The 26,161-nt window shown below is 61.1% G+C and carries 27 protein-coding genes; 16 read left to right on the top strand and 11 right to left on the bottom strand.

All coding sequences use genetic code 11. The features are described from left to right. Positions 1–149 precede the first annotated feature (149 nt). On the top strand, positions 150–1,223 hold the full coding sequence (rlmM, locus tag AO277_RS11665; RefSeq protein WP_005731605.1) for a 23S rRNA (cytidine(2498)-2'-O)-methyltransferase RlmM: 1,074 nt from the start codon (positions 150–152) through the stop codon (positions 1,221–1,223). 547 nt (positions 1,224–1,770) lie between these two features. Here rlmM and AO277_RS11655 read toward each other — a convergent pair. From AO277_RS11655 to AO277_RS11635, 5 genes are all read right to left on the bottom strand, one after another. Continuing rightward, on the bottom strand, positions 1,771–3,231 hold the full coding sequence (locus AO277_RS11655; protein ID WP_044318041.1) for an aldehyde dehydrogenase family protein: 1,461 nt from the start codon (positions 3,229–3,231) through the stop codon (positions 1,771–1,773). Between the two features lie 184 nt (positions 3,232–3,415). Then, positions 3,416–4,276 carry a GNAT family N-acetyltransferase gene (locus AO277_RS11650; protein WP_044318040.1) on the bottom strand — a complete coding sequence of 287 codons (861 nt, stop codon included), beginning with the start codon at positions 4,274–4,276 and terminating at the stop codon, positions 3,416–3,418. A gap of 38 nt (positions 4,277–4,314) precedes the next feature. Beyond that, the gene (locus AO277_RS11645) at positions 4,315–5,499 is read right to left on the bottom strand and encodes an NAD(P)/FAD-dependent oxidoreductase (protein ID WP_044318039.1); all 1,185 of its coding nucleotides are present in this window, start codon (positions 5,497–5,499) and stop codon (positions 4,315–4,317) included. A 19-nt stretch (positions 5,500–5,518) separates the two neighbouring features. After that, positions 5,519–5,911, bottom strand: coding sequence for a RidA family protein (locus AO277_RS11640; RefSeq protein ID WP_005733700.1), 393 nt, complete (start codon positions 5,909–5,911; stop codon positions 5,519–5,521). Continuing rightward, on the bottom strand, positions 5,901–7,037 hold the full coding sequence (locus AO277_RS11635) for a DSD1 family PLP-dependent enzyme (RefSeq protein WP_044318038.1): 1,137 nt from the start codon (positions 7,035–7,037) through the stop codon (positions 5,901–5,903). The genes AO277_RS11640 and AO277_RS11635 overlap by 11 nt, the downstream gene beginning before the upstream one ends. Before the next feature lie 96 nt (positions 7,038–7,133). Here AO277_RS11635 and AO277_RS11630 point away from each other — a divergent pair, with 96 nt between their 5' ends. Both AO277_RS11630 and recR read left to right on the top strand, forming a co-directional pair. After that, on the top strand, positions 7,134–8,018 hold the full coding sequence (locus tag AO277_RS11630; RefSeq protein WP_005733703.1) for a LysR family transcriptional regulator: 885 nt from the start codon (positions 7,134–7,136) through the stop codon (positions 8,016–8,018). A 110-nt stretch (positions 8,019–8,128) separates the two neighbouring features. Then, the gene (gene recR, locus AO277_RS11625; protein WP_002554228.1) at positions 8,129–8,731 is read left to right on the top strand and encodes a recombination mediator RecR; all 603 of its coding nucleotides are present in this window, start codon (positions 8,129–8,131) and stop codon (positions 8,729–8,731) included. A gap of 18 nt (positions 8,732–8,749) precedes the next feature. Here recR and AO277_RS11620 read toward each other — a convergent pair whose 3' ends face one another. The 3 genes from AO277_RS11620 to fliK all read right to left on the bottom strand — a co-directional run bounded on the left by AO277_RS11620 (position 8,750) and on the right by fliK (position 11,726). Continuing rightward, entirely contained in the window at positions 8,750–9,646 is an 897-nt protein-coding gene (locus AO277_RS11620) for a metal-dependent hydrolase (protein ID WP_052834977.1), read from the bottom strand. 119 nt (positions 9,647–9,765) lie between these two features. Continuing rightward, entirely contained in the window at positions 9,766–10,089 is a 324-nt protein-coding gene (locus AO277_RS11615; protein WP_002554226.1) for an EscU/YscU/HrcU family type III secretion system export apparatus switch protein, read from the bottom strand. Next, complete coding sequence (gene fliK / locus AO277_RS11610; protein WP_044318037.1) at positions 10,089–11,726, bottom strand: flagellar hook-length control protein FliK; 1,638 nt, start codon at positions 11,724–11,726, stop codon at positions 10,089–10,091. The genes AO277_RS11615 and fliK overlap by 1 nt, the downstream gene beginning before the upstream one ends. Positions 11,727–11,916: 190 nt before the next feature. Between fliK and ccmA the strand changes: the two genes are divergently transcribed. The 10 genes from ccmA to AO277_RS11560 are packed head-to-tail and all read left to right on the top strand — an operon-like array spanning position 11,917 to position 19,295. Beyond that, positions 11,917–12,558 carry a cytochrome c biogenesis heme-transporting ATPase CcmA gene (gene ccmA / locus AO277_RS11605; protein ID WP_044318036.1) on the top strand — a complete coding sequence of 214 codons (642 nt, stop codon included), beginning with the start codon at positions 11,917–11,919 and terminating at the stop codon, positions 12,556–12,558. Next, a complete protein-coding gene (gene ccmB, locus AO277_RS11600; RefSeq protein WP_044318035.1) occupies positions 12,555–13,226 on the top strand; it encodes a heme exporter protein CcmB in 672 nt (223 codons plus the stop codon). Before ccmA ends, ccmB begins: the two co-directional genes overlap by 4 nt. Before the next feature lie 54 nt (positions 13,227–13,280). Next, positions 13,281–14,084, top strand: a complete 804-nt coding sequence (locus AO277_RS11595) for a heme ABC transporter permease (protein WP_044318034.1) — start codon at positions 13,281–13,283, stop codon at positions 14,082–14,084. Continuing rightward, complete coding sequence (ccmD, locus tag AO277_RS11590; RefSeq protein WP_002554222.1) at positions 14,081–14,257, top strand: heme exporter protein CcmD; 177 nt, start codon at positions 14,081–14,083, stop codon at positions 14,255–14,257. Before AO277_RS11595 ends, ccmD begins: the two co-directional genes overlap by 4 nt. Further along, the gene (gene ccmE / locus AO277_RS11585; RefSeq protein ID WP_005754652.1) at positions 14,254–14,721 is read left to right on the top strand and encodes a cytochrome c maturation protein CcmE; all 468 of its coding nucleotides are present in this window, start codon (positions 14,254–14,256) and stop codon (positions 14,719–14,721) included. The genes ccmD and ccmE overlap by 4 nt, the downstream gene beginning before the upstream one ends. Positions 14,722–14,724: 3 nt before the next feature. Further along, the gene (locus AO277_RS11580; RefSeq protein WP_044318033.1) at positions 14,725–16,698 is read left to right on the top strand and encodes a heme lyase CcmF/NrfE family subunit; all 1,974 of its coding nucleotides are present in this window, start codon (positions 14,725–14,727) and stop codon (positions 16,696–16,698) included. After that, the gene (locus tag AO277_RS11575) at positions 16,695–17,231 is read left to right on the top strand and encodes a DsbE family thiol:disulfide interchange protein (RefSeq protein ID WP_044318032.1); all 537 of its coding nucleotides are present in this window, start codon (positions 16,695–16,697) and stop codon (positions 17,229–17,231) included. The genes AO277_RS11580 and AO277_RS11575 overlap by 4 nt, the downstream gene beginning before the upstream one ends. Further along, entirely contained in the window at positions 17,228–17,698 is a 471-nt protein-coding gene (locus AO277_RS11570; protein ID WP_002554218.1) for a cytochrome c-type biogenesis protein, read from the top strand. The genes AO277_RS11575 and AO277_RS11570 overlap by 4 nt, the downstream gene beginning before the upstream one ends. Beyond that, entirely contained in the window at positions 17,695–18,876 is a 1,182-nt protein-coding gene (gene ccmI, locus AO277_RS11565) for a c-type cytochrome biogenesis protein CcmI (RefSeq protein ID WP_044318031.1), read from the top strand. Before AO277_RS11570 ends, ccmI begins: the two co-directional genes overlap by 4 nt. A gap of 11 nt (positions 18,877–18,887) precedes the next feature. After that, complete coding sequence (locus AO277_RS11560; protein ID WP_002554216.1) at positions 18,888–19,295, top strand: hypothetical protein; 408 nt, start codon at positions 18,888–18,890, stop codon at positions 19,293–19,295. A gap of 59 nt (positions 19,296–19,354) precedes the next feature. Here AO277_RS11560 and AO277_RS11555 read toward each other — a convergent pair whose 3' ends face one another. From AO277_RS11555 to AO277_RS11545, 3 genes are all read right to left on the bottom strand, one after another. After that, positions 19,355–20,353 (bottom strand): sulfate ABC transporter substrate-binding protein, encoded by a 999-nt coding sequence (locus AO277_RS11555; protein WP_044318030.1) that lies wholly within the window; start codon positions 20,351–20,353, stop codon positions 19,355–19,357. A 103-nt stretch (positions 20,354–20,456) separates the two neighbouring features. After that, positions 20,457–21,290, bottom strand: coding sequence for an ion transporter (locus tag AO277_RS11550; protein WP_044318029.1), 834 nt, complete (start codon positions 21,288–21,290; stop codon positions 20,457–20,459). A gap of 147 nt (positions 21,291–21,437) precedes the next feature. After that, on the bottom strand, positions 21,438–22,451 hold the full coding sequence (locus AO277_RS11545; protein WP_031595095.1) for an AraC family transcriptional regulator: 1,014 nt from the start codon (positions 22,449–22,451) through the stop codon (positions 21,438–21,440). Between the two features lie 321 nt (positions 22,452–22,772). On the opposite strand from AO277_RS11545, the gene AO277_RS11540 reads away from it, so the two are divergent. The 3 genes from AO277_RS11540 to AO277_RS11530 all read left to right on the top strand — a co-directional run bounded on the left by AO277_RS11540 (position 22,773) and on the right by AO277_RS11530 (position 26,156). Further along, the gene (locus AO277_RS11540) at positions 22,773–24,020 is read left to right on the top strand and encodes a dienelactone hydrolase family protein (protein WP_044318028.1); all 1,248 of its coding nucleotides are present in this window, start codon (positions 22,773–22,775) and stop codon (positions 24,018–24,020) included. Positions 24,021–24,029: 9 nt separating this feature from the next. Next, positions 24,030–24,845, top strand: coding sequence for an SDR family oxidoreductase (locus AO277_RS11535; protein WP_044318027.1), 816 nt, complete (start codon positions 24,030–24,032; stop codon positions 24,843–24,845). Between the two features lie 72 nt (positions 24,846–24,917). Next, a complete protein-coding gene (locus AO277_RS11530) occupies positions 24,918–26,156 on the top strand; it encodes a styrene monooxygenase/indole monooxygenase family protein (RefSeq protein ID WP_044318026.1) in 1,239 nt (412 codons plus the stop codon). Positions 26,157–26,161 lie beyond the last annotated feature (5 nt).

Here is a 26,161-nt window from a genome sequence, read left to right as displayed (position 1 = left end):
GCTCCATGTGCATCAGGTCGGGAGCGCCGCATCAGGCTTCAACTGCTGTGGACTGTTGTGCAGCACCAGTGGTTCCTGGATTGGGCTATCATGCGCGGCTTTCAAGTCTGCGGGGTTACGCCCGAGTGCCCACCGCCCAGGAGTAACCCATGAATACACTGTTTATGCACTGCCGACCCGGTTTTGAGGGCGAAGTCTGCTCGGAGATATCCGATCACGCCGCGCGCCTGGACGTGGCCGGGTATGCCAAGGCACGTCCCGATACCGCCTGTGCCGAATTCATCTGCACCGAGGCGGATGGTGCCGAACGGTTGATGAATGGTCAGCGTTTCGACGCGCTGATCTTTCCCCGGCAATGGGCGCGGGGGATGTTTCTCGAGTTGCCGGAAACCGACCGCATCAGTGTGATCCTTGCGCAGCTTTCGGCGTTTCCGGCCTGCGGCAGCCTGTGGCTTGAGGTCGTGGATACCAACGACGGCAAGGAGCTGTCGAATTTCTGCAGGAAGTTCGAGGCACCGCTGCGCAAGGCTCTGATGCAGGCAGGCAAGCTGGTTGACGATCCGCGCAAGCCGCGTCTGTTACTGACCTTCAAGAGTGGCCGTGAAGTGTTTCTCGGTCTGGCCGATGCGGACAACTCTGCCATGTGGCCGATGGGCATCCCGCGCCTCAAGTTTCCCCGCGAGGCGCCTAGCCGTTCCACCTTGAAGCTGGAAGAGGCATGGCACCATTTCATCCCCAGAGACCAGTGGGACGAACGCCTTTCCGGCGACATGACCGGCGTGGACCTTGGCGCCGCACCGGGTGGCTGGACGTATCAACTGGTGCGCCGGGGCATGCTGGTGACGGCCATCGATAACGGGCCGATGGCGGAAAGCCTGATGGATACCGGGCTGGTCCAGCACTTGATGGCTGACGGTTTTACCTACAAACCCCGGCACCCGGTGGACTGGATGGTCTGCGACATCGTCGAGAAGCCTGCGCGCAATGCCGCGTTGCTGGAAACCTGGCTGGGTGAAGGCCTGTGCCGCGAAGCAGTGGTCAACCTCAAACTGCCGATGAAACAGCGCTACGCCGAAGTACGCCGATTGCTCGACCGTATCGAAGAAGGCTTTCAGGCGCGTGGCGTACGGGTGTCGATCGGCTGCAAACAGCTCTACCACGACCGCGAAGAAGTCACCTGCCACCTGCGCAGGCTTGATGTGGCCAAAGCGGCCAGAAAGTGATTTCTCACACTCGCGCCGCATGCTTCAGTGACTATCGGATTTCAGTGACTATCGGATTATCGTGCCAATGCTCCGCGTTGGTACGCAGTTCGTGACGCTCTGCGTCACAAATCTTCGATACGAAACAATGTCATGCCTTACACGCAGTCGCTGCCAACGCAGTGCTTTTCAACCGCGATGGCACTGTCTACGCAGAGTGCGACGTTAGTGACGGCTAAGTCCTGGCGCTGATCCGGGGGTAGCCTGGCAGGACGCCAGGCTAGCCGCACCGGGCCATGGATGGCCTGTTGCGGCGACCCCCGGATCAGTGTCAGGGCGAAGGAACCCGACGAAGTCGGGCCGGAAACAGGAGCGAGGGGTTTGGTTACTTTGCCCCGTCAAAGTCACTCGCCGAGGGGCGAAAAGGTGACCTGAGTCGACCCTGAATCTCACTGAATCGCAGAACTGTGTGACGCAGAGCGTCACGAAAGGCATTACCACGCGGAGCGTGGGAACGATCCTCATCGTAGTCTGAGCCCATTTTCCGGACTTTCAGCACCAGCGCCACTCAACCAAACCCCACAATAGCCTTGGTCTCCAGATACTCTTCAAAGCCATGCACGCCATACTCGCGGCCATTGCCCGAGCGCTTGTAGCCGCCGAACGGGGCCATCGGGTTCCAGGCGGGGTAGTTCAGATGCACTTGTCCGGCACGAATGCGCGAAGCCACCGAACGGGCCTGCTCAAGATCCTGCCCCTGTACATGCGCGCCCAGACCGTAAACGGTGTCGTTGGCAATCGCCACGGCCTCATCAACCGTGTCGTAGGCAATCAGGCACAGCACCGGACCAAATATTTCTTCCCGGGCGATACGCATGGACGAGTCCACTTCGGAAAATACCGTCGGCCGGGTGTAGAAGCCTTGCTCATGGCCTTGCACACGGCCTGGCCCGCCGCAGACCAGCTTCGCACCTTCACTCAGCCCGGCATCGATCATCGCCTGTACGCGGTGAAACTGTGCCTCGTTGGCGATCGGCCCCAGCACTGTTTCCTCACGCTGCGGATCTCCCACAATGATCGTCTTGGCCGTCTCGGCTGCCAGCGCTTCAACTTCCGCCAGTCGGTTCCTGGGCACGATCATGCGGGTCGGCGCGCTGCACGACTGGCCAACGTTGCGGAACGCGGCCATCACGCCGGGCGGCACCGCTTTGGCGAAGTCGGCGTCGGGCAGCAGAATGTTCGGTGATTTACCGCCCAGTTCCTGAGTCACCCGTTTCACGGTCGGTGCGGCAGCCTGCGCAACCAGCGCGCCTGCACGGTTGGACCCGGTGATCGAGATCATGTCGATGTCAGGGTGCGCAGCCATCGCGCTGCCTACTTCAGGGCCGCTGCCATTGACCAGGTTGAACACTCCCGGCGGCAGGCCCGCGTCATGCACCAGTTGCGCGAACAACAAGGCGCTCAATGGCGAGAGTTCGCTGGGTTTGAGCACCACCGTGCAGCCAGCGGCAATCGCCGGGTCGACTTTTGCAGTAATTTGATACAGCGGCCAGTTCCACGGCGTGATCAGCCCGCACACACCGATGGGTTCGCGTTCAATCGCGGTGCCGCTTTCGACGCTCTGGAAGCGATAGGTCGCCAGCAGGTCACGCGCAACACGAACGTGCTCTGCGGCAAGTGGCACCTGCATCGCCCGCGCAGAACTGATAGCTGCACCCATCTCCAGCGAGATGGCCTGCGCCAGTTGTTCCTTGCGCTCGAGGATAAGCTCATGGATGCGCCCGATTATCTCGGCCCGGGCGGGCGCCGAGGTGCCGGACCAGCCCGCAAAGGCTGCCCGCGCCGCTGCAACCGCGCGGTCGACGTCGGCGGCCGAGCCACTGGCAACGTGCGCCACCACTTCTTCGGTCGCCGGGTTGATCACCGCAATACTGGCCGGGTTGAGCGGCGCCGACCAGCGACCATCAATATAGAATTTCTGCGCGGTGTCTGGATCAACGCGACGGCTGTTCAAGGACTGTGAGGTCATCCAGCGAGCTCCCTGGAGCGATAATGGGCGAGGTCAGGACGTTTGATATCAGGCCGTTATATGCCTATAAGCTAACAAAGCGGTCTGGATAAAAAGCGCCGATCTGCCGGTCTGCAAAGAATAATCTGCTGTATGCGACCCGCTAACATTGCGGACCTGTTCCGGGGCTTTATCCGCGCTGATTTCAGCCTATGGCCTGGGTCACCAGTGCAAACTGCTGCACGTTCTTGCTCGATGGCGGCGGCGTTCCGAGCACCATGCGCGGTGCCCTGTCGACACACGGCAGGCCCAGGCTTTCGAGCCAGGGCGCCAGGCCGCAATCAGCCAGAATGTCGAAGCGCACGAACATGCCGGGTATCCGTTGCAGCAGATGGGCAATCAACTGCCGTGCCTGCCCCACGTCACGGGCCACCAGCGGGCCGATGATATGCCCGCTGCCGAAGCGACGCAGCAGGGCGATGCCTGTCAGGCGCCCCTCATGGTCGATGCCCACCACCTCTTCTGCATCGCGCGACAACAGGTCATTCAGCACGACGGTGCGATCCAGACCGCTGCCCGTGTTGGCCAGCCTGATCAGTTCGGCATGGTCGGCCGGACCTAGCGTCCGAACCGGCAGACCATCGCTCGGTGTCGCCAGCCCTGACAGGTCAGCAATGCCCTGATGCTGCTGGATCCGCGCAAAATCGACAAAGCCAAGGCTCCGGTACAACGGCGCGCCCAGTTCCGTGGCATTGAGGATCGGTGTGCGCGGTGCGGTTGCGTCAAGGCACAGATGCATCAGGCGGCGACCGATGCCTTTGCCCTGATGTTCATCGCTGACAATCACCAGACCTATGGATGACCAGTCGCCCTGGTGGCAGGTGAATGCCACGCCCACCAGTTGGCCGTCACGTTCGGCGACAAAACCCTCGGAGGTGCGTTGCACCATGGCCCAGTCTTCTTCGCGGTGCGGCCATTTGAGGTGTACCGAGAGGGCATGGGCCGCAGGAATGTCCGCCTCAGTCACCGGGCGATATCGATAGAGGGTATCTGGGGTCGCGTGCATGGAGCCTCCGTTGCAAGGGCGAAGTGGGTCGTTTCGGCTCATATGAGCTTGCCTGTGCTCATCAGGCTGGACGTGAACGGCATCTCGATGGCCGTCGGGTCAGTGAAGCGGCGAATATCGAATGGGGTGATCAGCGTGCGCGTACTGCCGGTGCTGATCAGCTCGGCCATGACATCGCCGACGCCGGGGCCGAGCTGAAAGCCGTGGCCGCAGAAGCCAAACGCGTAGAACAGGCCGTCCACCTTGCCACTGCGGCCCATTATCGGCAGCGAATCCGGCGTATAGCTCTCGATGCCGCTCCAGACACGGATGATGTTCAGCTTCTCTGCGCCGGGTAACAGGCGTTTCATCTGCTTCATCTGGTTGATCAGGCTTTCCGGCTTGAAGTAGGCGCGGCGATTGAGCATGTCCGGTTTGTTGCGATTACCACCGCCGATGATGATGTTGCCGCGCGGTATCTGGCGGAAATAGATCACTTCTTCCTTGATTTTGGTGAACACTCCGAGCACCGTCGGCAGGGCGTAGGGAACCGGTTCGGTCACTGACATTTGCGGCCCGTTGGGCTCCAGCGGAACCGGCTCGCCGAACTGCTCGGCCAGCTTGGCCGCCCAGGCCCCGGCGGTGATCAGCAATTGCTCGGCGACGAACAACTGGCCGTCGGTGGTGCTGACGTGAAACTCGCCGCCGACCTTCTGCACCTCTGCCACCTCGGTGCGCTCTTCGATTCTTGCCCCGGCGCGAATCGCCGCACGGGCGAAGGCGGGTGCGGCCAGGCGCGGGTTGGCGTGCCCGTCGTGGGGCGCATAAGAGCCGCCTTTGACCTCCGGGCCGAGAAACGGGAAGCGCTCATGCAGCGTCTTGCCCCTGATCACCTGCAAATCCAGCTCGCGGGCTTCGGGTGCGGCGGCATAGGCCTCCAGTTCAGCGATTTCGTCTTCGCGATAACACACGCGCATATGGCCGCTTGGAATGAACTCCAGGTCTTCGCCGATCAGTTCGGGCAGGCGTTTCCACAGCGCCCAGGAGCGATTGGAGAGTTCCAGCTGGCCGAGAAAGCGGCCCTGGCGGCGCACGTTGCCGAAGTTGACGCCGCTGGCGTACTGGCCGATCTGGTCGCGCTCCAGCAGAGTTACCGAGCGCCCGTGCTGGCGCAGGAAAAACGCTGATGACGAGCCCATGAAGCCGCCGCCGATAATCAGAACGTCGCTTTTTTGCGGGGTCATGAGGTGCTCCCGATAGTGTTCATCGTACGGTGCGCGCCAGGGCTTCGATTTCGATCAGATAACCGTGATGCAATTGCGGGACCGGCACCACGGCGCGTGCAGGGCGATGCTCGCCCAGATAGCCTGCATAAATGCGGTCGAAGGCCGACCAGTGCTGGATACCTGCGATGTAAATGGTCACTTTCAGCAGGTCATCGGTCGTGCGTCCTGCTGCCTCAAGAATGGCAGCCAGGTTGTCCAGCGCAATAACGGCCTGCACCTCGAATGGCTCGTCGACGCTGTGGCTGCCGTCAGCGCGCACCGGCAGTTGCCCGGAAACATGCAGCATGCCTTCATGCAACACTGCCTGGGAATAATGCCCGCCTGGCGCGGCGGCCAGGGGTGTGCGAATCAGTTCGATATCACCAGCCATGCAGGCGACTCCAGGTGTGAATTGCGCCTTCGGCATCGCAGGCGTGATAGTCCGGGAACTGCGCACCGGTAGCACAGGCGTGGTTGGGCAGAATGCGCAGCCGGCTGCCGATGGGGAAGCGCACCGTAATGTCTGCCTGGCTGCCGGTGGCGAGCGTGATGATGCCATGCTCCTGATTGGCACCCGTCACCCGCGCGCCGTCGATCCACTCGCCGGTTTCGCTGCACACCTGGCCGTAGCCGAAATCCTCACGCTGGCGCTGGGTGCCGCGATCCCGGCTCATGGCCATCCAGCCTGCGTCAACGATGATCCAGCCCTTGTCCTGCTGATGGCCGATGACCGTGGTCAGCACACTCAGGGCCAGTTCGTCGGCGCGGCACACGCCGATGTTGTGCATCACCAGATCGAAGAATACATAGACCCCGGCACGTACTTCGGTCACGCCTTGCAGGCTCTGCGCCGACAGCGCGGTAGGCGTCGAGCCGATGCTGACTTCCGCGCAGGGCAGCCCCGCTTGCCGAATGCGCTCGGCGGCGCTGACGCAAAGCCTGCGCTCCTGCTCGGCGAGGGCTTGCAGCGCTTCGGGGGTGTCGAGGTCGTAACTGGACCCGGCATGGGTCATGACGCCTCGCAGGTGCATGCCGCCCTCGATCAGCGTTCTCGCGACTTCGACGAGCGAAGGGTCGTCGACGGTCAGCCCGGAACGATGGCCGTCGCAATCGATTTCGATCCACACATCAAAGTTCTCATCATGTCGCTGGCCGAAGGCGACAATCGCCTGGGCAGCGACCACGCTGTCGGTCAGGATGCTCAGGCGGCAACCGTTGCGCCGCAGTTTGAGTGCCTGGTCCAGTTTGCCAGGTGCGATGGCGACGGCGTAGAACATGTCGTTGATGCCCTCGGCAGAGCAGTGTTCGGCCTCCTTCAGGGTCGAGACCGTCACGCCGCTGGCACCTGCAGCTATCTGCGCCTGAATCACCGGCAGGCATTTGCTGGTCTTCACGTGCGGACGCAAACGCACACCCAGTTCATTCATGCGGTGTTGCATACGCTGGATATTGCGCTGCATACGCGGCACATCAAGCAACGCGACAGGCGTATCGAGAGAAGACAAGAGGGCAGACATGGACAGAGCTCGCGTGACTGGGTACGGCTCCCACTCTACTCACGGGTGATGAAGCTGTGGTTCAATGCTTTGTCATCAATCCTTAAGCTGAGCTGAATGATCGCTATCGAAGACCTGCGTCTGGCCGTGGCGCTATCGCGCTGCGAGTCCCTCAGTGCTGCGGCCAGAGTCCTGAATGTCTCGCCGCCCGCGCTGTCGATGCGCTTGCGCAAGCTGGAGACGCAGTTGGGCATTACCCTGGCCAATCGCGACGCCAGACGCCTGAGCCTGACGGCCGATGGCGAACGTTTCGCACAGGAAAGCGCGCACCTGCTGGAACAGCTTGAAGCGCTTCCGGAATCGTTCAAGCAGCACGATGAGCGACTGGTCGGCACCCTGCGTCTGGCAGCGCCGTTTGGTTACGGTCGCCAGCGCATTGCGCCTTTGCTGGCGCGCTTTGCCAAACTGCATCCGCAGTTGTGCCTGCACCTGGACCTGCGCGAAACGCCGTGGCCTGATCGGCATGACAGCGACGCAGTGATTCATATCGGCAGCCTCAATGACAGTCTGTGGATCGCCAGACCTCTGGCGCACAACCATCGCTGGCTGTGCGCCAGCCCGGCTTATCTGGAGCAGCACGGCGCGCCTTCGACGCCTGACGAGCTGGCTTGTCATCGCTGCATCTGCATTCGCGAAAACGATGAAGACGTGACCCTCTGGCACCTGAGCAAGGGCCAGGCGAAAAAGACCCTGCGCATCGAGCCTGCGCTGCTCAGCAACGACGGCTCGGTTGCCCGGCGCTGGGCCGAGCAGGGGCTGGGCATCGTCTTGCGCTCGCAGTGGGACGTCAGCGACGCCATTGCCAGCGGCAGGCTGGTGAGGGTGCTGGCCGATTGGCAACTGGCCAGCGCTCCGATCAACCTGCTGGTGCCCGTGCGCAAGCACCGCAGCGCCAGGGTGCAGGCACTGACGGAGTTTCTGGAGACGGCGCTGAAGAGCTGATCACATTAATCACGTAGGCGCTGTTGGTCGCAGTATCGAACACCTCAATTGACGCTCACAGCAACGCGCGGGTATAAACCGCGTCTTGTGTTTTTGTCGGATTTTTCTCCATGAGCTTCAGCCCCCTGATTCGCCAGTTGATCGATGCCTTCCGCGTGCTGCCGGGCGTCGGTCAGAAAACCGCTCAACGCATGGCGTTGCAGCTGCTGGAGCGCGACCGCAGCGGCGGCTCACGGCTGGCGCTGGCCTTGGGGCAGGCGATGGATGGCGTTGGTCATTGCCGCTCATGCCGCACCCTCACCGAAGAGGAGCTCTGCCCGCAATGCGCCGACCCGCGCCGTGATGACACGCTGCTGTGTGTGGTGGAAGGGCCGACGGATGTCTACGCGGTGGAGCAGACTGGTTATCGCGGTCGCTACTTTGTGCTCAAGGGCCATCTGTCGCCACTCGACGGCCTGGGACCGGAAGCCATCGGCATTCCGCAACTGATGGAGCGTATCAGCCAGCAGGGCACCTTCACTGAGGTGATCCTCGCCACCAACCCGACGGTGGAAGGCGAAGCGACGGCGCATTACATCGCCCAGTTGCTCCACGAAAAAGGCCTGGTGGCGTCGCGCATTGCTCACGGTGTGCCATTGGGTGGCGAGCTGGATCTGGTCGACGGCGGCACCCTGGCGCACTCGTTTGCAGGGCGCAAGCCGATTGCGTTGTGACCGTGCCGACAGCCTCCTTCACGGTGAGGTCTGGCGTCTGACCAGCTTTCTCATGGCGGATGCCAGGGCAGCGCTGTTGTCGTCCTTCCAAGGGTGATAGCCTGGCAGCAGGTACTGAATCCATACCCAGGCGTTGGAGGAGATCAAGCCTCTGACGCCAAACATCATCTTGAACAACTGCCAGTAGCCGGACAGCGCTTTGTCCGACCGCCTGCTTGCACAGAGTACCCGCAGCAGTGAGATATAAAAGGCACTCCAGAAGGGTGGACTTATAACCAATGTGGTCAGTGTGCGGTACACGTACTGCCGCCATCCTGGCGTGATCACCTGCTGCCAGACCTCAAAGGACACCGACTTGTGTTCGAACTCCTCGAGTGAATGCCAAGTCAGCATGTCTCGATAGCCTTCGACGCTGCTCTGCAGAATGGATGGCATTTTCAACAGTTTTGACGAGGCGGCAGCGGTGTGATGTTCGAGCATCATGACCGTCGCCAACCTGAACCATCGGGCAACCCAGCGCTTTTGGGTGATACCGTACAAGGTCTGCCATCCCCGGATGATTTGGTCGACGGGCAGCCCGGCTGCCTCAATCAAGGCGTTGTAGCGTCGGTGCTCACGGCTGTGGATGGCCTCTTGCGCCACCAGACCGTCGATTTTCTCGATCAGCTCCGGATCTTCGATACTCTCGCGATATTCGCGCAGGCTCTCGATGATGTAGCGCTCCGTCAGCGGCGTTACGATGGACATAGTATTGAGCAATACCGTTGTCTGAACGCAGTGGTTGTGCCAGTCGGTAATGCGATCCGCCGGCAGGTCAAACTTCAGGTCTCTGCGCACCGGGATCATGGATATCAGGCCATCCTGGGTGCTCCCGTAATTGAGTTCTGCCGACACCGGCGCTGTATGACGATTCATCATTAATCCTCCGACTGAGTACTCTTGATTTCAGTAACCACGAAGATTAGATGTTCAGACGTTCAACAATGCCTCTGGCAGACCAACTGCAAGACTATTTCGCGATGGTGCCTGCGCGTTTATCGACGCGGCGTAATATCCCGCTCCACCGGCGGCGCATCCGGGTCCTGCCCCACCGGAAACTTGCCTTTCAGGTGCCAGGCAAACGCGATGATTTCGGCAATCGTGCGGTAGAGCGGCTCGGGGATGCTGTCGCCCAGTTCCATGCGTGCCAGCAGTTTGACCAGTTCGGCGTTCTCGTAGATCGGCACTTCATATTCACGGGCAATGGCCAGAATGGCCTCGGCCAGCTGGTCGTCGCCCTTGGCGCTGAGCGTCGGGGCCTGTTGGCCGTCGTAGCTCAGGGCAATAGCCTGGCGCGGGACATGATCGGGTAGGGACATCAGGCGTTCTCGTCAATCCAGCGTTGTTCAAGGGCGGTGCGCGGGCCGCTGGGCGGTGCGCCGTGGCTGCAGGCCAGTTCGCCCACTGCCAGGCCGCAGGCAATCAGCCGCTCGCGCAAATATCCCAGTTCATGTTCGATCAAGGCCGCGCTGTCGGGCCGCTCGGCCCATAGCTGACTGGACAGCGTGCCGCGCAACAACTGCGCATGCACCTGCAGCGGCCCCAACGGCTCAAGGTCGAATGCCAGATCGACTTTCCAGAGCTTTTCCCGGGTTTCCTTGATCTCGACATCGTCGCGGTCTTCGGCAGCTTCCTGATCCGGCTTGTCTTCACGCTGCACCTTGACCTGCAAGGGCACGATGTCATGCGCGTTACGCATCGGCACTTCCAGTTGCCAGGTGGTCACCTGAGTGCCGTCGGCATTGGTGCGGGTCTGCTCCAGGCCGCCCAACTGGTGGCTTTGCAGGCGCGAAACAGCCGCCGCAGCCAGCTTGAGCAGAATCTCCAGGTCGTCCTCTTTTTCGCCACCGCTGACATTGCGCGACGGCAACGGAAAGATGCTCGGCTGGGTGCGTGCGGCAACCAGCCCAAGGGTGCCCAGGGCATTGCGAATCGCATTGGGCATGGCCCGCGCCAGGATGTTGGAAGCAGCGGCGGCGCTGTAAGTGGTGTTGTCCGGCAACCCCGGAAGAATCTGTGCAATCAGGCGCATCAGGTTGGCTTTCATGTCCGGAACCTGAGCCGGATTGAGCCCGGCAAGCAGCTTCGCTTCCAGAAACACGCCGCTGGCATTGAGGGCCTGGGCGACGCCTTTCGGTGTGCTCATCTGCTCTATGTCGGGCAGATCGTCCAGCAACTGGCTGATGGCGGCTTGCAGCGGGGCGCTGATCCCAGAGTTGCTGGCAGGGCTGGCACTGGTTGTAGTGGCTGACTGCAGGTTTTGCAGGGCGTTGATCAGGTTATCCAGCGAGCCCTGGCGGTTTTGCTGAGCAGCCAGTTGCTGCGCCACGGCCAGTTGATCGAAACGACCGGGCAGGGCGATGAAGTTCAGCGCCTGGTTGCCTTGTACCTGCGCGCTAAGCAGGCTACCGACCGTCAGCGGCTGCGGGCTTTCGATGGTCAGGCTGGAGCCCGCCAGCGCAGTATTGAGCAGCATCACTATGGAGCGATAGGTGGGCGTTGCGGCACCCGGGTTTTGCGTGGCCAGTTGATTGACTGCCTGCGCGATCACCTGGCTGGTCATGACCTTGCCCTGCAACAGCGTGCCGACCGGCAATTGTTGCGTATCGATGCTGGTCATCGAGTTTTTCAGTGCGCTGTTGATCTGTTGCAGCGTCAGTGTCAGCTCGTTGGGCGAGGCTTGCGCCACCTGTAACAGGCTGCCGGGCGTGAACGGTACGCTGCTGGTGACCTGCAGGTTGGTCAGGCTGCCATTGGCGAGTACCAGCCGCAGCAGCAACTGGAAGTTCTGGTTGACCTGCTTGAGGGTCAGCACTTCGGCGTCGACGGTTTCGCCTTCGGGAATCAGATTATCCGCCGATTGCAGCAGGGTCAGCACCTGCGCAGGGGAGATGCCGGCGCGCAGCAGGGTTGTGGTAGGGATTGTCGCCGGGACGCTGGTGATGTCGCCTGTCATTGAAATATCGACCTGAGGAAATTGCCCCTTTGATAACAGGACTCGCATGTATAATACCGGCCAAAACGGGACCGGCCGCCATTAACTTCTCTTCATGTAACGGCCATATCACCCCCGACTTGAACCGCCTTATACTGCGTATGTGTCTGTTTTGGTACATTTCGCGACGCTCCAGCACTGGAAACGCCCGATGATCCCAGCCTCCCCATTTTTGCAAGCGACGGCTCTGACGTGTGAGCGGGACGGGCGGATGCTGTTCGAAAACCTTGATCTGCAGGTGCGCACGGGGGACATGCTGCAGGTCAGCGGCCCCAATGGCAGTGGCAAGACCAGCCTGCTGCGCCTGTTGTGCGGGCTGATGCAACCCACGGCCGGGCACGTGCTGCTCAACGGCCAGCCAGCGGGCCGCCAGCCGACAGCGCCGGGGCTCAATCTGTTGTGGGTTGGCCATGCGTCGGCGCTCAAGGACCTGCTGACACCGCTGGAGAATCTTTCCTGGCTCTGTGCGCTTCATCATCCTGCCGATGCCGATGCCATTTTCAATGCGCTTGACGCGGTCGGGCTGGCAGGTTTCGAAGATGTGCCGTGTCACACCTTGTCGGCCGGGCAGCAGCGTCGCGTCGCGCTGGCGCGTCTGTATCTGCCAGGCCCGCCACTCTGGCTGCTCGATGAACCGTTCACCGCGCTGGACCGCCAGGGCATTGCCCAACTGGAACACCATCTTGCCGGGCACTGTGAAAAGGGCGGCATGATCGTCATGACCACTCATCACACCCTGAGCCGCCTGCCTGCGGGCTATCGGGACATCGATCTGGGGCAGTGGTCAGCATGAACAATGTCTTTGCCCTGCTGATCGCCCGTGAGTTTCGCCTGCTGGCCAGGCGTCCGGCAGAGCTTGCCAACCCGCTGGTGTTCTTTGCGATTGTGGTCGCCTTGTTCCCGCTGGCGCTGGGGCCGCAGACGCAATTGTTGCAAGCCTTGTCACCGGGGCTGGTCTGGGTCGCGGCACTGCTGGCCGTGTTGCTGTCGCTGGACGTGCTGTTTCGCAGTGATTTCGAGGATGGCTCGCTGGAACAGTGGGTCCTTTCGCCGCACCCGCTGGCCCTTCTGGTCTTGAGCAAAGTGCTGGCACACTGGGTTTTTTCCGGGCTGGCACTGGTATTGTTGTCGCCCTTGCTGGCGCTTATGCTGGGGCTGCCGGTGCGGTGCCTGCCGGTGTTGATGGTGTCGCTGCTATTGGGCACGCCAGTGCTCAATCTGTTGGGTGCAGTGGGTGCGGCGCTGACCGTGGGTTTGAAGCGCGGCGGCCTGTTGCTGGCGTTGTTGATTCTGCCGCTGTACATCCCGGTATTGATTCTGGGCAGCGGTGCGTTGCAAGCCGCGCTGCAAGGCATGCCAGCGACTGGCTATCTGCTGTGGCTGGGCTGCCTGAGCGTGCTGGCGATCACTCTGACCCCCTTTGCGATAGCCGCTGGCCTGAAAATCAGCGTCGGTGAATAAATTGAGGTTCCGGGATCGAGAATTCGATGCCGGTCAACACCCTGGATACACCTGATGAAAAGCAACGCCATGAAAAGCAGCATCGGTTGGGCCTGGCTGCACACACTCGGCTCACCAAAAGGGTTTTACCGCATCAGCGCACGTCTGCTGCCGTGGCTGAGTGTGGCCGCTGCACTGCTGCTCGGCATCGGCATCATCTGGGGGCTGGCGTTTGCGCCGCCGGATTACCAGCAGGGCAACAGCTTCCGGATCATTTATATCCATGTGCCTGCCGCCATGCTGGCCCAGTACTGCTACGTCATGCTGGCCCTGTGCGGCGTGGTCGGGCTGGTCTGGAAAATCAAACTGGCCGATGTCGCGCTGCAATGCGCTGCACCCATTGGCGCGTGGATGACCGCGCTGGCACTGGCGACCGGCGCGATCTGGGGCAAGCCGACCTGGGGCGCGTGGTGGGTCTGGGACGCGCGCCTGACCTCAATGCTGATTCTGCTGTTCCTGTATTTCGGCCTGATCGCGTTGGGCAATGCCATCAGCAACCGCGCCAGCGCTGCCAAGGCCTGTGCACTGCTGGCCATCGTCGGCGTGGTGAATATCCCGATCATCAAATATTCGGTCGAGTGGTGGAATACCCTGCACCAGGGCGCGACGTTCAGCCTTACGGAAAAACCGGCCATGCCTGCCGAAATGTGGCTGCCGTTGTTGTTCACGGTGTTGGGTTTCTACTGCTTCTTCGGCGTCGTATTGCTGCTGCGTATGCGCCTTGAAGTGCTGCGTCGCGAGTCGCGCACCCAGTGGGTCAAGGCCGAGGTTCTGCGGAGCCTGGGGCAAACGCCAGAACCGTCGGAGGGCAGGTCTTGAACTTCGCGTCATTCAGCGACTTTCTCGCCATGGGCCGCCACGGGCTGTTTGTCTGGTCGGCCTACGGTCTGTGCCTGTTGGTGTTGCTGATCAACGTGGCAATGCCGCTGGTGGCGCGCCAGCGGTTCCTGAAACAACAGGCGCGTCGCCTGAAACGGGAGAATCGTTGGTGAACCCGTTGCGCAAAAAACGTCTGTTGATCATTGCCGCCCTGCTGGCTGGCGTCGGGCTGGCCCTGACCCTGGCGCTCGGTGCGCTGAAGGAAAACATCAATCTGTTCTACACCCCAAGCCAGATCGCCAACGGCGAAGCACCGCTGGACACGCGCATTCGTGCTGGCGGCATGGTGGAAAAGGGCTCATTGCAGCGTTCGGCGGACTCGCTGGATGTGCGTTTTGTGGTCACCGATTTCAACAAGTCGGTGACCATCACCTATCGCGGCATTCTTCCCGATCTGTTCCGCGAAGGGCAGGGCATTGTCGCGTTAGGCAAGCTCAATGCGCAGGGTGTGGTGGTGGCCGATGAGGTGCTGGCCAAACATGACGAGAAGTACATGCCGCCCGAAGTCACCAAGGCGCTGCGCGACAGCGGCCAGGCGGCACCGGGCGGCTCTTCCACACCTGCGAAACAGGGCTGATCGATGATTCCCGAACTCGGCCATCTCGCGATGATTCTGGCACTCGGCTTTGCGCTGGTGCAGGCCATTATTCCGCTGATCGGTGCATGGCGCGGCGACCGCCTGTGGATGAGCCTGGCGCGTCCGGCGGCGTGGGGCCAGTTCAGTTTTCTGATCTTTGCCTTCGGTTGCCTGACCTACGCGTTCATGACCGACGACTTTTCCGTTACCTATGTGGCGCAGAATTCCAACACGGCGCTGACCTGGTATTACAAATTCAGCGCCGTGTGGGGCGCGCATGAAGGCTCGTTGCTGCTCTGGGCGCTGATTCTCGGCGGCTGGACCTTCGCTGTTTCGGTGTTTTCCCGGCAATTGCCTCAGGTAATGCTGGCGCGGGTGCTCGCCGTGATGGGCATGATCAGCCTGGGCTTTCTGTTGTTTCTGATCCTCACCTCCAACCCGTTCGCCCGTCTTCTGCCGCAAATGCCTGCCAACGGACGCGATCTCAACCCCCTGTTGCAGGATATAGGCCTGATCGTGCATCCGCCGATGCTCTACATGGGCTATGTCGGTTTTTCCGTGGCCTTTGCCTTCGCCATCGCCGCCTTGCTTGGCGGCCGACTCGACGCCGCCTGGGCGCGCTGGTCGCGGCCATGGACGCTGGTGGCCTGGGCCTTTCTCGGTATCGGGATCAGCCTTGGCTCATGGTGGGCTTATTACGAACTGGGCTGGGGCGGCTGGTGGTTCTGGGACCCGGTGGAAAATGCCTCGTTCATGCCCTGGCTGGTGGGCACTGCGCTGATTCACTCGCTGGCGGTCACGGAAAAACGTGGCGTGTTCAAGAGCTGGACGGTATTGCTGGCGATTGCCGCTTTTTCCCTGAGCCTGCTGGGCACGTTCCTGGTGCGTTCCGGGGTGCTGACTTCGGTGCACGCCTTTGCCTCGGACCCGGCACGCGGCGTGTTCATTCTGATGTTCCTGCTGGTCGTGGTGGGCAGCTCGCTGACCCTGTTTGCGATTCGTGCGCCGGTGGTCAAAAGCCATGTCGGCTTCGGCCTGTGGTCGCGGGAAACCCTGTTGCTGGGCAATAACCTGTTACTGGTGACTGCTGCGTCGATGATCCTGCTGGGCACCCTTTATCCGCTGGTGATCGATGCCATGAGCGGAGCCAAGATGTCGGTCGGCCCGCCGTATTTCAATGCGCTGTTCGTACCGTTGATGGGGCTGTTGCTGGTGGTCATGGCGGTCGGCGTGCTGGTGCGCTGGAAGGACACACCGCTGAAATGGCTGCTGGGCATGCTCGCCCCGGTACTGGTCGGCAGCGCCGTGCTGGCGGTGATCGCCGCCCTGCTCATGGGCGATTTTCAGTGGGCGGTGCTGGCCACCTTCATGCTCGCCGCCTGGGTGCTGCTGGCCGGGGTCCGCGACTTGCTCGACAAGACCCGTCACAAGGGCCTGCTTCGCGGCGCGCTTGGCCTGACCCGCAGTTATTGGGGCATGCAGTTGGCGCACCTTGGTATCGTGGTGTGCGCGCTGGGCGTGGTGTTGTCCAGCCAGAACAGCGCCGAGCGCGATTTGCGCATGGCCCCTGGCGAGTCCACTGAGCTGGGCGGTTACGTCTTTGTATTCGAGGGCGCGAAGCATTATGAAGGGCCGAACTTCACCTCCGATCGCGGCACCGTTCGCGTCTTGCGCAACGGGCTTCAGCTCACCGAGCTGCACCCGGAAAAACGTCTGTACAGCGTGCAACAGTCAATGATGACCGAAGCAGGCATTGATGCCGGTTTCAGCCGTGATCTTTACGTAGCATTGGGTGAACCTCTGGGCAATGGCGCCTGGGCCGTACGGGTTCACGTCAAACCGTTTGTGCGCTGGATCTGGCTCGGCGGTCTGCTGACCGGTCTGGGTGGTGTGCTGGCGGCGTTTGACCGTCGTTATCGCACGCGGGTCAAAAGCAAGGTGCGCGAGGCATTGGGCATGTCGGGAGCTGCACTGTGAAACGCTGGGTCATGCTCCTGCTACTGGCGTTGTTTCTCGGCGTGGCGGCGTTCCTGTATCGCGGTTTGTATCTGGACCCCGCCGAGCTGCCGTCGGCGCTGATCGGCAAGCCGTTTCCGCAGTTTTCGCTGCCCGAAGTTCAAAGCAGCCGCGTATTGACCCGCGCCGACCTGCTGGGCAAACCCGCACTGGTCAACGTCTGGGGCACCTGGTGCGTGGCCTGTCGGGTGGAGCATCCTGTGCTGACCCGTCTGGCGCAGCAGGGCGTGCTGATCTACGGCGTTAACTACAAGGACGTCAACGCCGACGCGCTGAAATGGCTCAAGGAATTTCACGATCCTTATCAGCTGAATATCCGTGACGACGACGGCTCGCTGGGGCTGAACCTGGGCGTGTACGGTGCGCCGGAGACCTTCCTGATCGACCGTCAGGGCATTATTCGTTACAAGCATGTCGGGGTCATCGATGAGGCTGTGTGGCGAGAAAAGCTCGCTGCCCGTTACCAGCAATTGGTTGATGAGGCGCAGCCATGAAGCGCTGCCTGATGATTGTCCTGCTCAGCGTGCTGTGCTCAGGCATCGCCCACGCTGCCATCGACGCCTACACTTTTCGCGACGAGGCCGAGCGTGCACGCTACAGCGAACTGACCAAGGAACTGCGCTGCCCCAAATGCCAGAATCAGGACATCGCCGATTCCAACGCGCCTATTGCCGCTGACTTGCGCAAGGAAATCTACCGCATGCTGGGTGAAGGGCAGAGCAATCAGCAGATCATCGACTTCATCGTTGATCGCTACGGTGACTTCGTTCGTTACAAACCCAGCCTCAATGCGCGCACCTGGTTGCTCTGGTTCGGCCCGGCCGGTCTGCTGATCGGCGGTCTGGTGGTGATCTGTTTCATCGTCGGGCGGCGTCGCAAGGCGAACTCCGAACAGGCCGATGTGCTTTCCGAGGATGAGCGACAACGCCTCGCCGCTTTGCTGGATGACCACCGCCCATGACCGATTTCTGGATCGCGACCGGGCTTCTCTTGCTCGTGGCGCTGGGGTTTCTGCTGATACCGGTGCTGCGCGGCCATGGTGCGCAACGTGAAGAAGATCGCACAGCCCTGAACGTGGCGTTGTATCAGGAGCGGCTTAGCGAGTTGCAGGTTCAGCAAGAGCAGGGCGTGTTGTCGGTGACGCAATTGCAAGGCGCTCGTGCCGAAGCTGCGCGCAAGCTGCTCGCCGACACTGACGGCGCAGAGCCTGCCCGCACATCGCGTCTGGGCAAGCCCTCGCTGGTGCTGGCTGCGGTGCTGGTCCCTGTATTGGGGCTGGCGGGTTATCTGCAACTGGGTGCCAGTGACCGGGTTGAACTGAGCCGCGAATTCGCTCGACCACCAACCTCGCTGGCAGACCTGACCCAGCGCCTGGAGCGCAGCGTGCAGGCTCAGCCGGATTCAGCCGAAAACCTGTATTTTCTGGCGCGCAGCTACATGGCGCAGAACCGCCCCGGTGACGCCGCGCAGATGTTCGAGCGCTCGCTGGCACTGGCCGGAAGATCGCCAGAGTTGCTCGGGCAGTGGGCACAGGCGTTGTATTTCGCCAGCGACAAACACTTCACCGCACAGGTGCAGGCGCTGACCGACGAAGCGCTGCAGGCCGACCCCAACGAAGTCACCAGCCTCGGCCTGCTGGGGATTGCCGCGTTCGAAACACAGCGTTATCAGGCAGCCGTGGATTACTGGACCCGCCTGCTGGCGGCGTTGCCCGCGCAGGACGCTTCGCGCTCGGCGCTGGAAGGCGGCATAGCCCGCGCCAGAGAAAACCTTGCCGGGCAGGCCGCGCCGGTCAAGGCCAGGGCGCTCAAGGTGCGTGTCACGCTGGCTGCCTCGCTCAAGGGTAATGTTCAACCGGGTGACAGCGTGTTCATCTTCGCCCGTGCAATCAACGGCCCGGCCGCGCCACTGGCGGTCAAACGCATCACGGTGGCGGACCTGCCTGCCGAGGTTGAACTGAGTGATGCCGATGCAATGATGCCGCAACTGAACCTGTCGAACTTTGCGCAAGTCCAACTGGTTGCGCGAGTGTCTCGCGCAGGGCAGCCAACCACCGGTGAGTGGGTTGGCCGCAGTCAGCCGCTGGCCAGCGATACTCAGGCGCAGCAGGCGTTGATCATCGACAGTCCGGATAACTAGAGAAATCGCTTATGTACCGTACCGCACGCATCACCTTGTTGGGGCTGGTCGTTGGCCTGAGTGCCTGTGCTGTCCAGCATCCGGCACCGCCTCACAGCCAGGATCCGATCCTTAACCTGCCGGGCGGCCAGCAACCCGGCGCACCGCGCCCGAACACGGCGCCTGCCGAGCCTGCCAAAGCGCCAGCCGCAGCGCCGAAGACCTCGGCCAGTTTCGCCCCGCCACCGGGCGGTGGCAGCCATTGGGACCCGCGCCTGGGGGTGTACGTGATGGACGATCAGCCCAACACCTTCTATCGCCAGCGTACTTACTATCAGTGGAACAACGGCTGGAGCTGGGCAACCAACCCTAACGGTCCGTGGCAGGCGACCGACGCCAGCGGCGTTCCGGCCGGGCTGGGTAAGCAGTTCAGTAACTGATTCAAGCCTGCAAATGAAAACGGCGACCTGATGGGTCGCCGTTTTGCGTTTCGGGGGACTTATTTGCCCGGATAGATCTGGTCGAACACACCACCGTCAATGAAGTGGGTCTTCTGCACTGTGCGCCAGTCACCGAAGGTTTTCTCGACCGACAGGAAGTCCACTTTCGGGAAGCGGTCGGTGTATTTGGCCAAGACCTGCGGATCACGTGGGCGCAGGTAGTTTTTCCCCGCGATTTCCTGACCTTCCGGTGACCACAGGTATTTCAGGTAATCTTCGGCCAAGGCGCGGGATTTTTTCTTGTCCACGACCTTGTCGACCACACTCACTGGCGGCTCGGCTTCTGCCGACACGGACGGGTAGACCACTTCAAACTGGTCGCGACCGAATTCACGAGCGATCATTTCCGCTTCGTTTTCGAAGGTCACCAGCACGTCGCCGATCTGGTTAGTCATGAACGTTGTGGTCGCGCCTCGACCGCCCGTGTCGAGCACGGGCACATGGCGGAACAGTTCACCGACGAATTTCTTCGCGGCCGCTTCATCGCCACCTTTTTTCAGGGTGTAGCCCCAGGCCGACAGGTACGTGTAGCGGCCGTTGCCCGAGGTTTTCGGGTTAGGCACGATGACTTCCACGCCATCCTTGATCAGGTCCGGCCAGTCTTTCAGGGCTTTCGGGTTGCCCTTGCGCACGATAAAAACAGTGGCCGAGGTGAACGGCGCACTGTTATTCGGCAGGCGGCTGACCCAGTCTTTCGGCACCAGCTCGCCATTGTCGGCCAGCGCGTTGATATCGGTCGCCATGTTCATGGTGATGACGTCAGCCGGCAGCCCGTCGATGAACGAGCGCGCCTGCTTGCTCGAACCGCCAAAGGACATCTGCACGGTCACGTCTTCATTTTTCTCGGCTTTCCAATGCTTCTGGAAGGCGCTGTTGTAGTCCTTGTAGAAATCACGCATCACGTCGTAGGAGACGTTGAGCAGCGTCGGGGCTGCCTGGGCAGCGCTGGCAAAGGCCAGGCCAGCGGCCAGTAGCGAGGCGGCGAAGAGTTTATTCACTGCTGGGTCCTTGAGATGAAGAGTCGTGTGTAAAGCCTGATGGCGTAATGCCGCGACACTATCAGTATCGCGCCTGCTGTTTAAAGACTGAAAAGGTCTTTGCTTATGCCTTGTGCTCTACTTTTGCAAACAATTGATTACCGCAGCGTGAACAGAACGCCGCGCCGTGTTCGTGGAAGTTCTTCGAGCACACCGGGCAATCGTGTTTCAGCTGTTCGCCGCGCATGGCGTTGGCCAGTTCGGCGGTGAATATACCGGTGGGCACGGCGATGATCGAGTAGCCGATGATCATCACCAGCGACGAGAGCATCTGCCCGACCGGTGTCTTCGGCACGATATCGCCAAAGCCCACAGTGGTCAGGGTCACGATAGCCCAGTAAATGCCTTTGGGGATGCTGGTGAAGCCGTGCTCCGGGCCTTCGATCACGTACATCAGCGTGCCGAACACCGTGACCAGAGTGGAAACTGTGACCAGAAACACGATGATCTTCTGCTTGCTGCCGCGCAGCGCAGCAAGCAAATAGTTGGCCTGGCGCAGGTAAGTGCCGAGCTTGAGCACCCGGAAAATCCGTAGCATACGGATAATCCGAACGATCAGCAGGTATTGCGCGTCGCTGTAATAGATCGACAGAACCCCCGGCACAATGGCCAGCAGGTCGACCAGCCCGTAGAAACTGAACGCGTACTTCAGCGGTCGGGGCGAGCAGTACAGGCGCAGGATGTATTCGATCGCGAACAGCAGCGTAAAGCCCCATTCGATCCAGGCGAACAGCATTGCGTAATCGCGATGAAAACTCTCGATGCTGTCGATGACCGTGACCAGCAGGCTGAGCAGAATCGCGACCAGCACAATCTTGTCAAACGTTCTGCCGGCAGGCGTATTCGCCTCGAAAATAACGATATGCAACCGCTCGCGGCGGCTGAGAGAGGTGTCCATGGTGCTTCCCGATTCGAATATCGGCAGAGCCTAGGAGCATGGGCGGGTGAGTGCAAGTGCGTTGGCACCCCATTCAAAGATCGGATGCAGAGCGTCCAGAACAGCGTTACTACGCTGGAGGGTCAGGAACGATAACCTCAACTATCCTCATTGACGAAAGCGCAAGGTTGCCGAGGGCAACTCGCCGTAGTACTTGCGATATTCCTGCGAGAACCGCCCCAGGTGCGCAAACCCCCATTTCATTGCGATATCGGTCACCGAATCGGTACCGGGGTTGCGCAATTCCAGGTGTACGCGCTCCATGCGTACGTTGCGCAGGAACGCCATCGGACTGATGTTGCGAAACTCCCGGAACCCGGAAAATAGCGTACGCACGCTGACCCCCGCATGCTCGGCCAGTTGTTCGATGGACAGCGGCTCATGAGCGTGGGCGAGGATGAACTCTTCGGTGCGTTTGACAAAGTACGGCGAAACCCGACGGGCCGGTTCCGGCGCGCTCAACGGGTTTTGCAGGGTGTTTGGCTGCCCGTAGATAAGGGCATTGATCAGCGTCGCTTCAAACTGCTTGAGCACCAGCGGGTTATGGATGGGGTGCCCGTCGCAGGCCAGTGCATCGGCCAGTGCACCGAGCAACTGCAGAAAGTAGCTCGCGTTAGGATGGGTCAGCAGCAGTTCGGGTTTGAAGCGCAGCGGGGTTTTCAAACCATGGCCCAGATGCTGGGCACAATGTTTTTCGACCTCTTGCCGATCCAGACGCAAGGCCAGTTGTGGAGCATCGGCGGCCCAGCGCATCGAAACCGGTGTGTCGGGCGAGATGATTGAGGCGCATTGTGCCGAGGACGTAAAACGCACGCCGTCACAGTGGATCTCGGCACTACCGCGCGTTGGAATCTGAATCAGAAAGAAATTTTCCAGTCGGCCCGGATCGATGCTCACCGGCACCCCGTACTCCAGCCGGCTCAACGACAGCTTGCCCAGATGCACATGGTGCATGGAAGCACTGACTTCCTGCGTGGATGTCGCCACCTTCAGATCATGAGGTTTGAATACCTTGCCCACCTGTTCACGAATGCGTTCCCGGTCATGCAGCAAAAAGAGACGGTTCTGCGCTGTAAACAGCGGCGTGTTTTCAAAAAGGGCCCCACCCAATTCCGAATTCATGGCAACTCTCACTCGTGCACGGTTTCAAGGCAGCTTGAGTCTTTATGTCACCCGCCATTTTCACACTGCGGATAACGCTCGCAGTTTCTGGATACTGCGGCCGCTCTGCTGTTTCTTTTTGGCCACTTTTTTGTGGTCCTGACGAGTACTTAGCAAACGCCACGCCAGTTCTACGCATGCGGATTTATTGCGTATCGAAAGAAAAAAAGCGTTGTGCAACTTTCCGCGCCGTCCGGACAGGGCCCGCAGCCAGCGGATAGTGGATCCCGTTCAAGGCTCGCAAGATTGGCTCCAACTTCACACGATGTTGGAGACTCGCAAATGAACGGTCGCTATGTCAGCGTCAATGCGCACGATGGAAGACAGTTCCAGGCCTACCTGGCCACTGCAATCGGTGGAAGCGGCCCCGGAGTGGTGCTGTGCCAGGAAATATTCGGGGTCAATCAGGCAATGCGCGACGTTGCCGACTTCCTCGCCGAGGAAGGCTACAGCGTACTGGTGCCCGATCTGTACTGGCGGCAGAAGCCTGGCGTCGAGCTGGGTTACAGCGAAGAGGATTTTCAGCAGGCGTTCGGTTTTTATCAGGCGTTTGACGAGCGTGCCGGTGTCGATGACATTCGCGCCAGCCTGCATGCCCTGCGCCAACTGCCGGAATGCACCGGCAGTGCTCAAGGGGTGGTGGGTTATTGTCTGGGCGGCAAGCTGGCGTATCTGGCCGCCTGCCGCCTACCCGAGGTGGCGTGTGCAGTTGGCTATTACGGGGTTGGCATAGAGAAGGCGCTGGCCGAGCTGGAAGGGCTGCAAGGTCGCCGTCTGGTGTTGCACGCTGCCGAGCTGGATCAATTCTGCCCCACAGAGGCCCGTGCCGAGATATTTGCCGCCGCACAGAACACGCCGGGCGTGGAAACCTACCTTTATCCCGGCGTCGATCACGCCTTCGCCCGTCCCAACGGCCACCACTTCAACAAGCCCGCCGCGCTGATGGCGCATGAACGCACTGTGGCGGTACTGCGCCGCACGCTTGGCCCCGAATACGACCTGTCAGCGCTCTGGGAAGAGCACATTCGCCATGAGTTCGAGACCCGTGACGTGCCCGCAACCATGGCCACCATGGTTGCCGAACCGTACGTCAATCACATTCCGACCATGACCGGCGGTGTCGGCCATGCGCAATTGAGCCGCTTCTATCAGCACCATTTTGTGCACGGCAACCCGCAGGACATGGCGCTGACGCCTATTTCCCGAACGGTGGGCGCTACCCAGATCGTCGACGAATTCATCATGACCTTTACCCACGACAGCGAGATCGACTGGATGCTGCCGGGCGTCGCTCCCACGGGGCGCAAGGTGCAGATACCGATGCTTGGCGTGGTGAAGTTTCGAGGCCCCAGGCTTTGTCACGAGCACATCTATTGGGACCAGGCCAGCGTGCTGGTGCAGGTCGGTCTGCTCGACCCGTCCGGGCTGCCCGTCGCCGGGGTTGAAACCGCCCGCAAACTGCTTGATGAGAGCCTGCCTTCCAACAGCCTGATGCCCAACTGGGCGAACAGTGCCGACCAAAGCGCCTGAGGATTAACCATGTCTACATTTCTGAACTCCGATGCCTTGCACGGCAAGGTCGCTTTGATCAGCGGCGGCGCAACACTGATCGGCATGGCCGTGGCCCGTGGACTGATCGATGCTGGCGCGCGAGTGGCGCTGTTCGACATTGACGCCGAAGCCGGTCAGCGCGCTGCCGAACAGCTGGGCAAGCAGGCGCGATTTTTCCCCGTTGATATCACCAGGGATGAAGAGATCAGCGAAGCCCTGACCGGGGTGCGCCAGGTGTTGGGCTCGGTAAACCTGCTGATCAACCTGGCCTGTACCTATCAGGATGACGGCTTTGCTTCCTGCCGCGAAGACTGGCTGCAAGCATTGAACGTCAATCTGGTTTCGGCCATCGCTCTGGCTCAGGCCGTACACGACGATCTCAAGGCCAGTGGCGGTGCGATTGTCAATTTCTCTTCCATTTCTGCGGGCTGCGCGCAGACCGGTCGCTGGCTGTACCCGGTTTCCAAGGCGGCGATCAAACAATTGACCCGCAGCATGGCTATGGACTTAGCCCCCGACGGCATTCGTGTCAATTCGGTATCACCGGGCTGGACCTGGTCGCGGGTAATCGCCGAGGTCAGTGGTGGCGATCGCGCCAAAGCCGATCAGGTGGCGGCTTCGTATCACCTGCTGGGCAGGCTCGGCGAGCCCGCTGAAGTGGCCAACGTCGTGACTTTCCTGTGCTCGCCAGCAGCCAGCTTTGTCACCGGTGCCGACTATGCCGTGGACGGCGGCTATTCGGCGATGGGGCCCGAGCAGAACCTGCCTGCCATCCCGCGCCTGGCGCAGTGGTGGCTTCGGTAGACACGCAGCCTTTTCATAACGCTTGGCCCCGGTGTGACACGCCTACCCACTCACAACAACAGGAATGCCATCATGCGTCGTATTGCAATCGTCGGAGCCGGCCAGGCCGGTCTGCAACTCGCTCTCGGGCTACTTGCCGAGGGCTATCACGTCACCCTGACCACCAACCGCACGGGCGAGCAGATTCGCAACGGCAAGGTCATGTCCAGCCAGTGCATGTTCAACACCTCGCTGCAGACCGAACGTGATCTGGGGCTCAACTTCTGGGAGCAGCAATGCCCGGCTGTCGAGGGTATCGGCCTGACCGTGCCGCACCCGGAGCTGCCCGGCGAGCAACTGTTCAGTTGGGCCGCGCGGCTGGATCGCTACGCTCAGTCAGTGGATCAGCGGGTGAAAATGCCGGTATGGATGGACGAGTTCGTCAAACGTGGCGGCGAGCTGGTCATTGCCGATGTGGGCATCGACGAGCTGGAAACCTTGTCGCTGAACCATGATCTGGTGCTGCTGGCCGCTGGCAAGGGCGAAGTGGTCAACCAGTTCGCCAAAGACCCGCAACGTACGCAGTTCAGTCAGCCGCAGCGGGCGCTGGCGCTGACCTACGTAAAGGGCATGACGCCGGTTTCGCCGTTTTCCAGGGTGGCGTTCAATCTGATTCCCGGAGTCGGCGAATACTTTGTGTTTCCGGCGCTGACCACCAGCGGCCCTTGCGAAATCATGGTGTTCGAAGGTATCCCCGGCGGCCCTCTGGACTGCTGGCAGGACATCAAGACGCCTGAAGCCCACTTGCAGAAAAGCCTGGAAATCGTTCGCCAGTACCTGCACTGGGAAGCCGAGCGTTGCCACAACCTGAGCCTCACCGACGATCAGGGTTTCCTCTCCGGGCGCTTCACGCCGATGGTCCGCCGCCCGGTACTGACCCTGCCGTCCGGACGTCAGGTGTTGGGTATGGCTGACGCGCTGGTGGTCAACGACCCAATCACCGGACAAGGCTCCAACAACGCCGCCAAGTGCAGCAAGGTCTATCTGCAATCGGTGCTCGATCGTGGCGATCAAGCGTTCGATCAGGCGTGGATGGAGCAGACCTTCGAGCAGTACTGGAGCTACGCCCGGCATGTGGTGGAGTGGACCAACAGCATGCTCACGCCGCCGCCCCGGCATTTGCTCGAACTGCTCGGCGCGGCCAGCCAGTCACTGCCGCTGGCTTCTGCCATCACCAACGCGTTCGACGACCCGCGCCAGTTTGCCCCGTGGTGGTTCGACGCCGAGCAATGCCAGGCCTTTATCCAGAAGAACAACAAACAAGCGGCATAAGACTG

Origin of the sequence: Pseudomonas amygdali (genome assembly GCF_002699855.1) — a bacterium.
Taxonomy (GTDB): Bacteria; Pseudomonadota; Gammaproteobacteria; order Pseudomonadales; family Pseudomonadaceae; genus Aquipseudomonas; species Aquipseudomonas amygdali.
The sequence above is the reverse complement of the archived record's forward strand: the minus strand, read 5'-3'. Positions and strand labels throughout refer to the sequence as shown.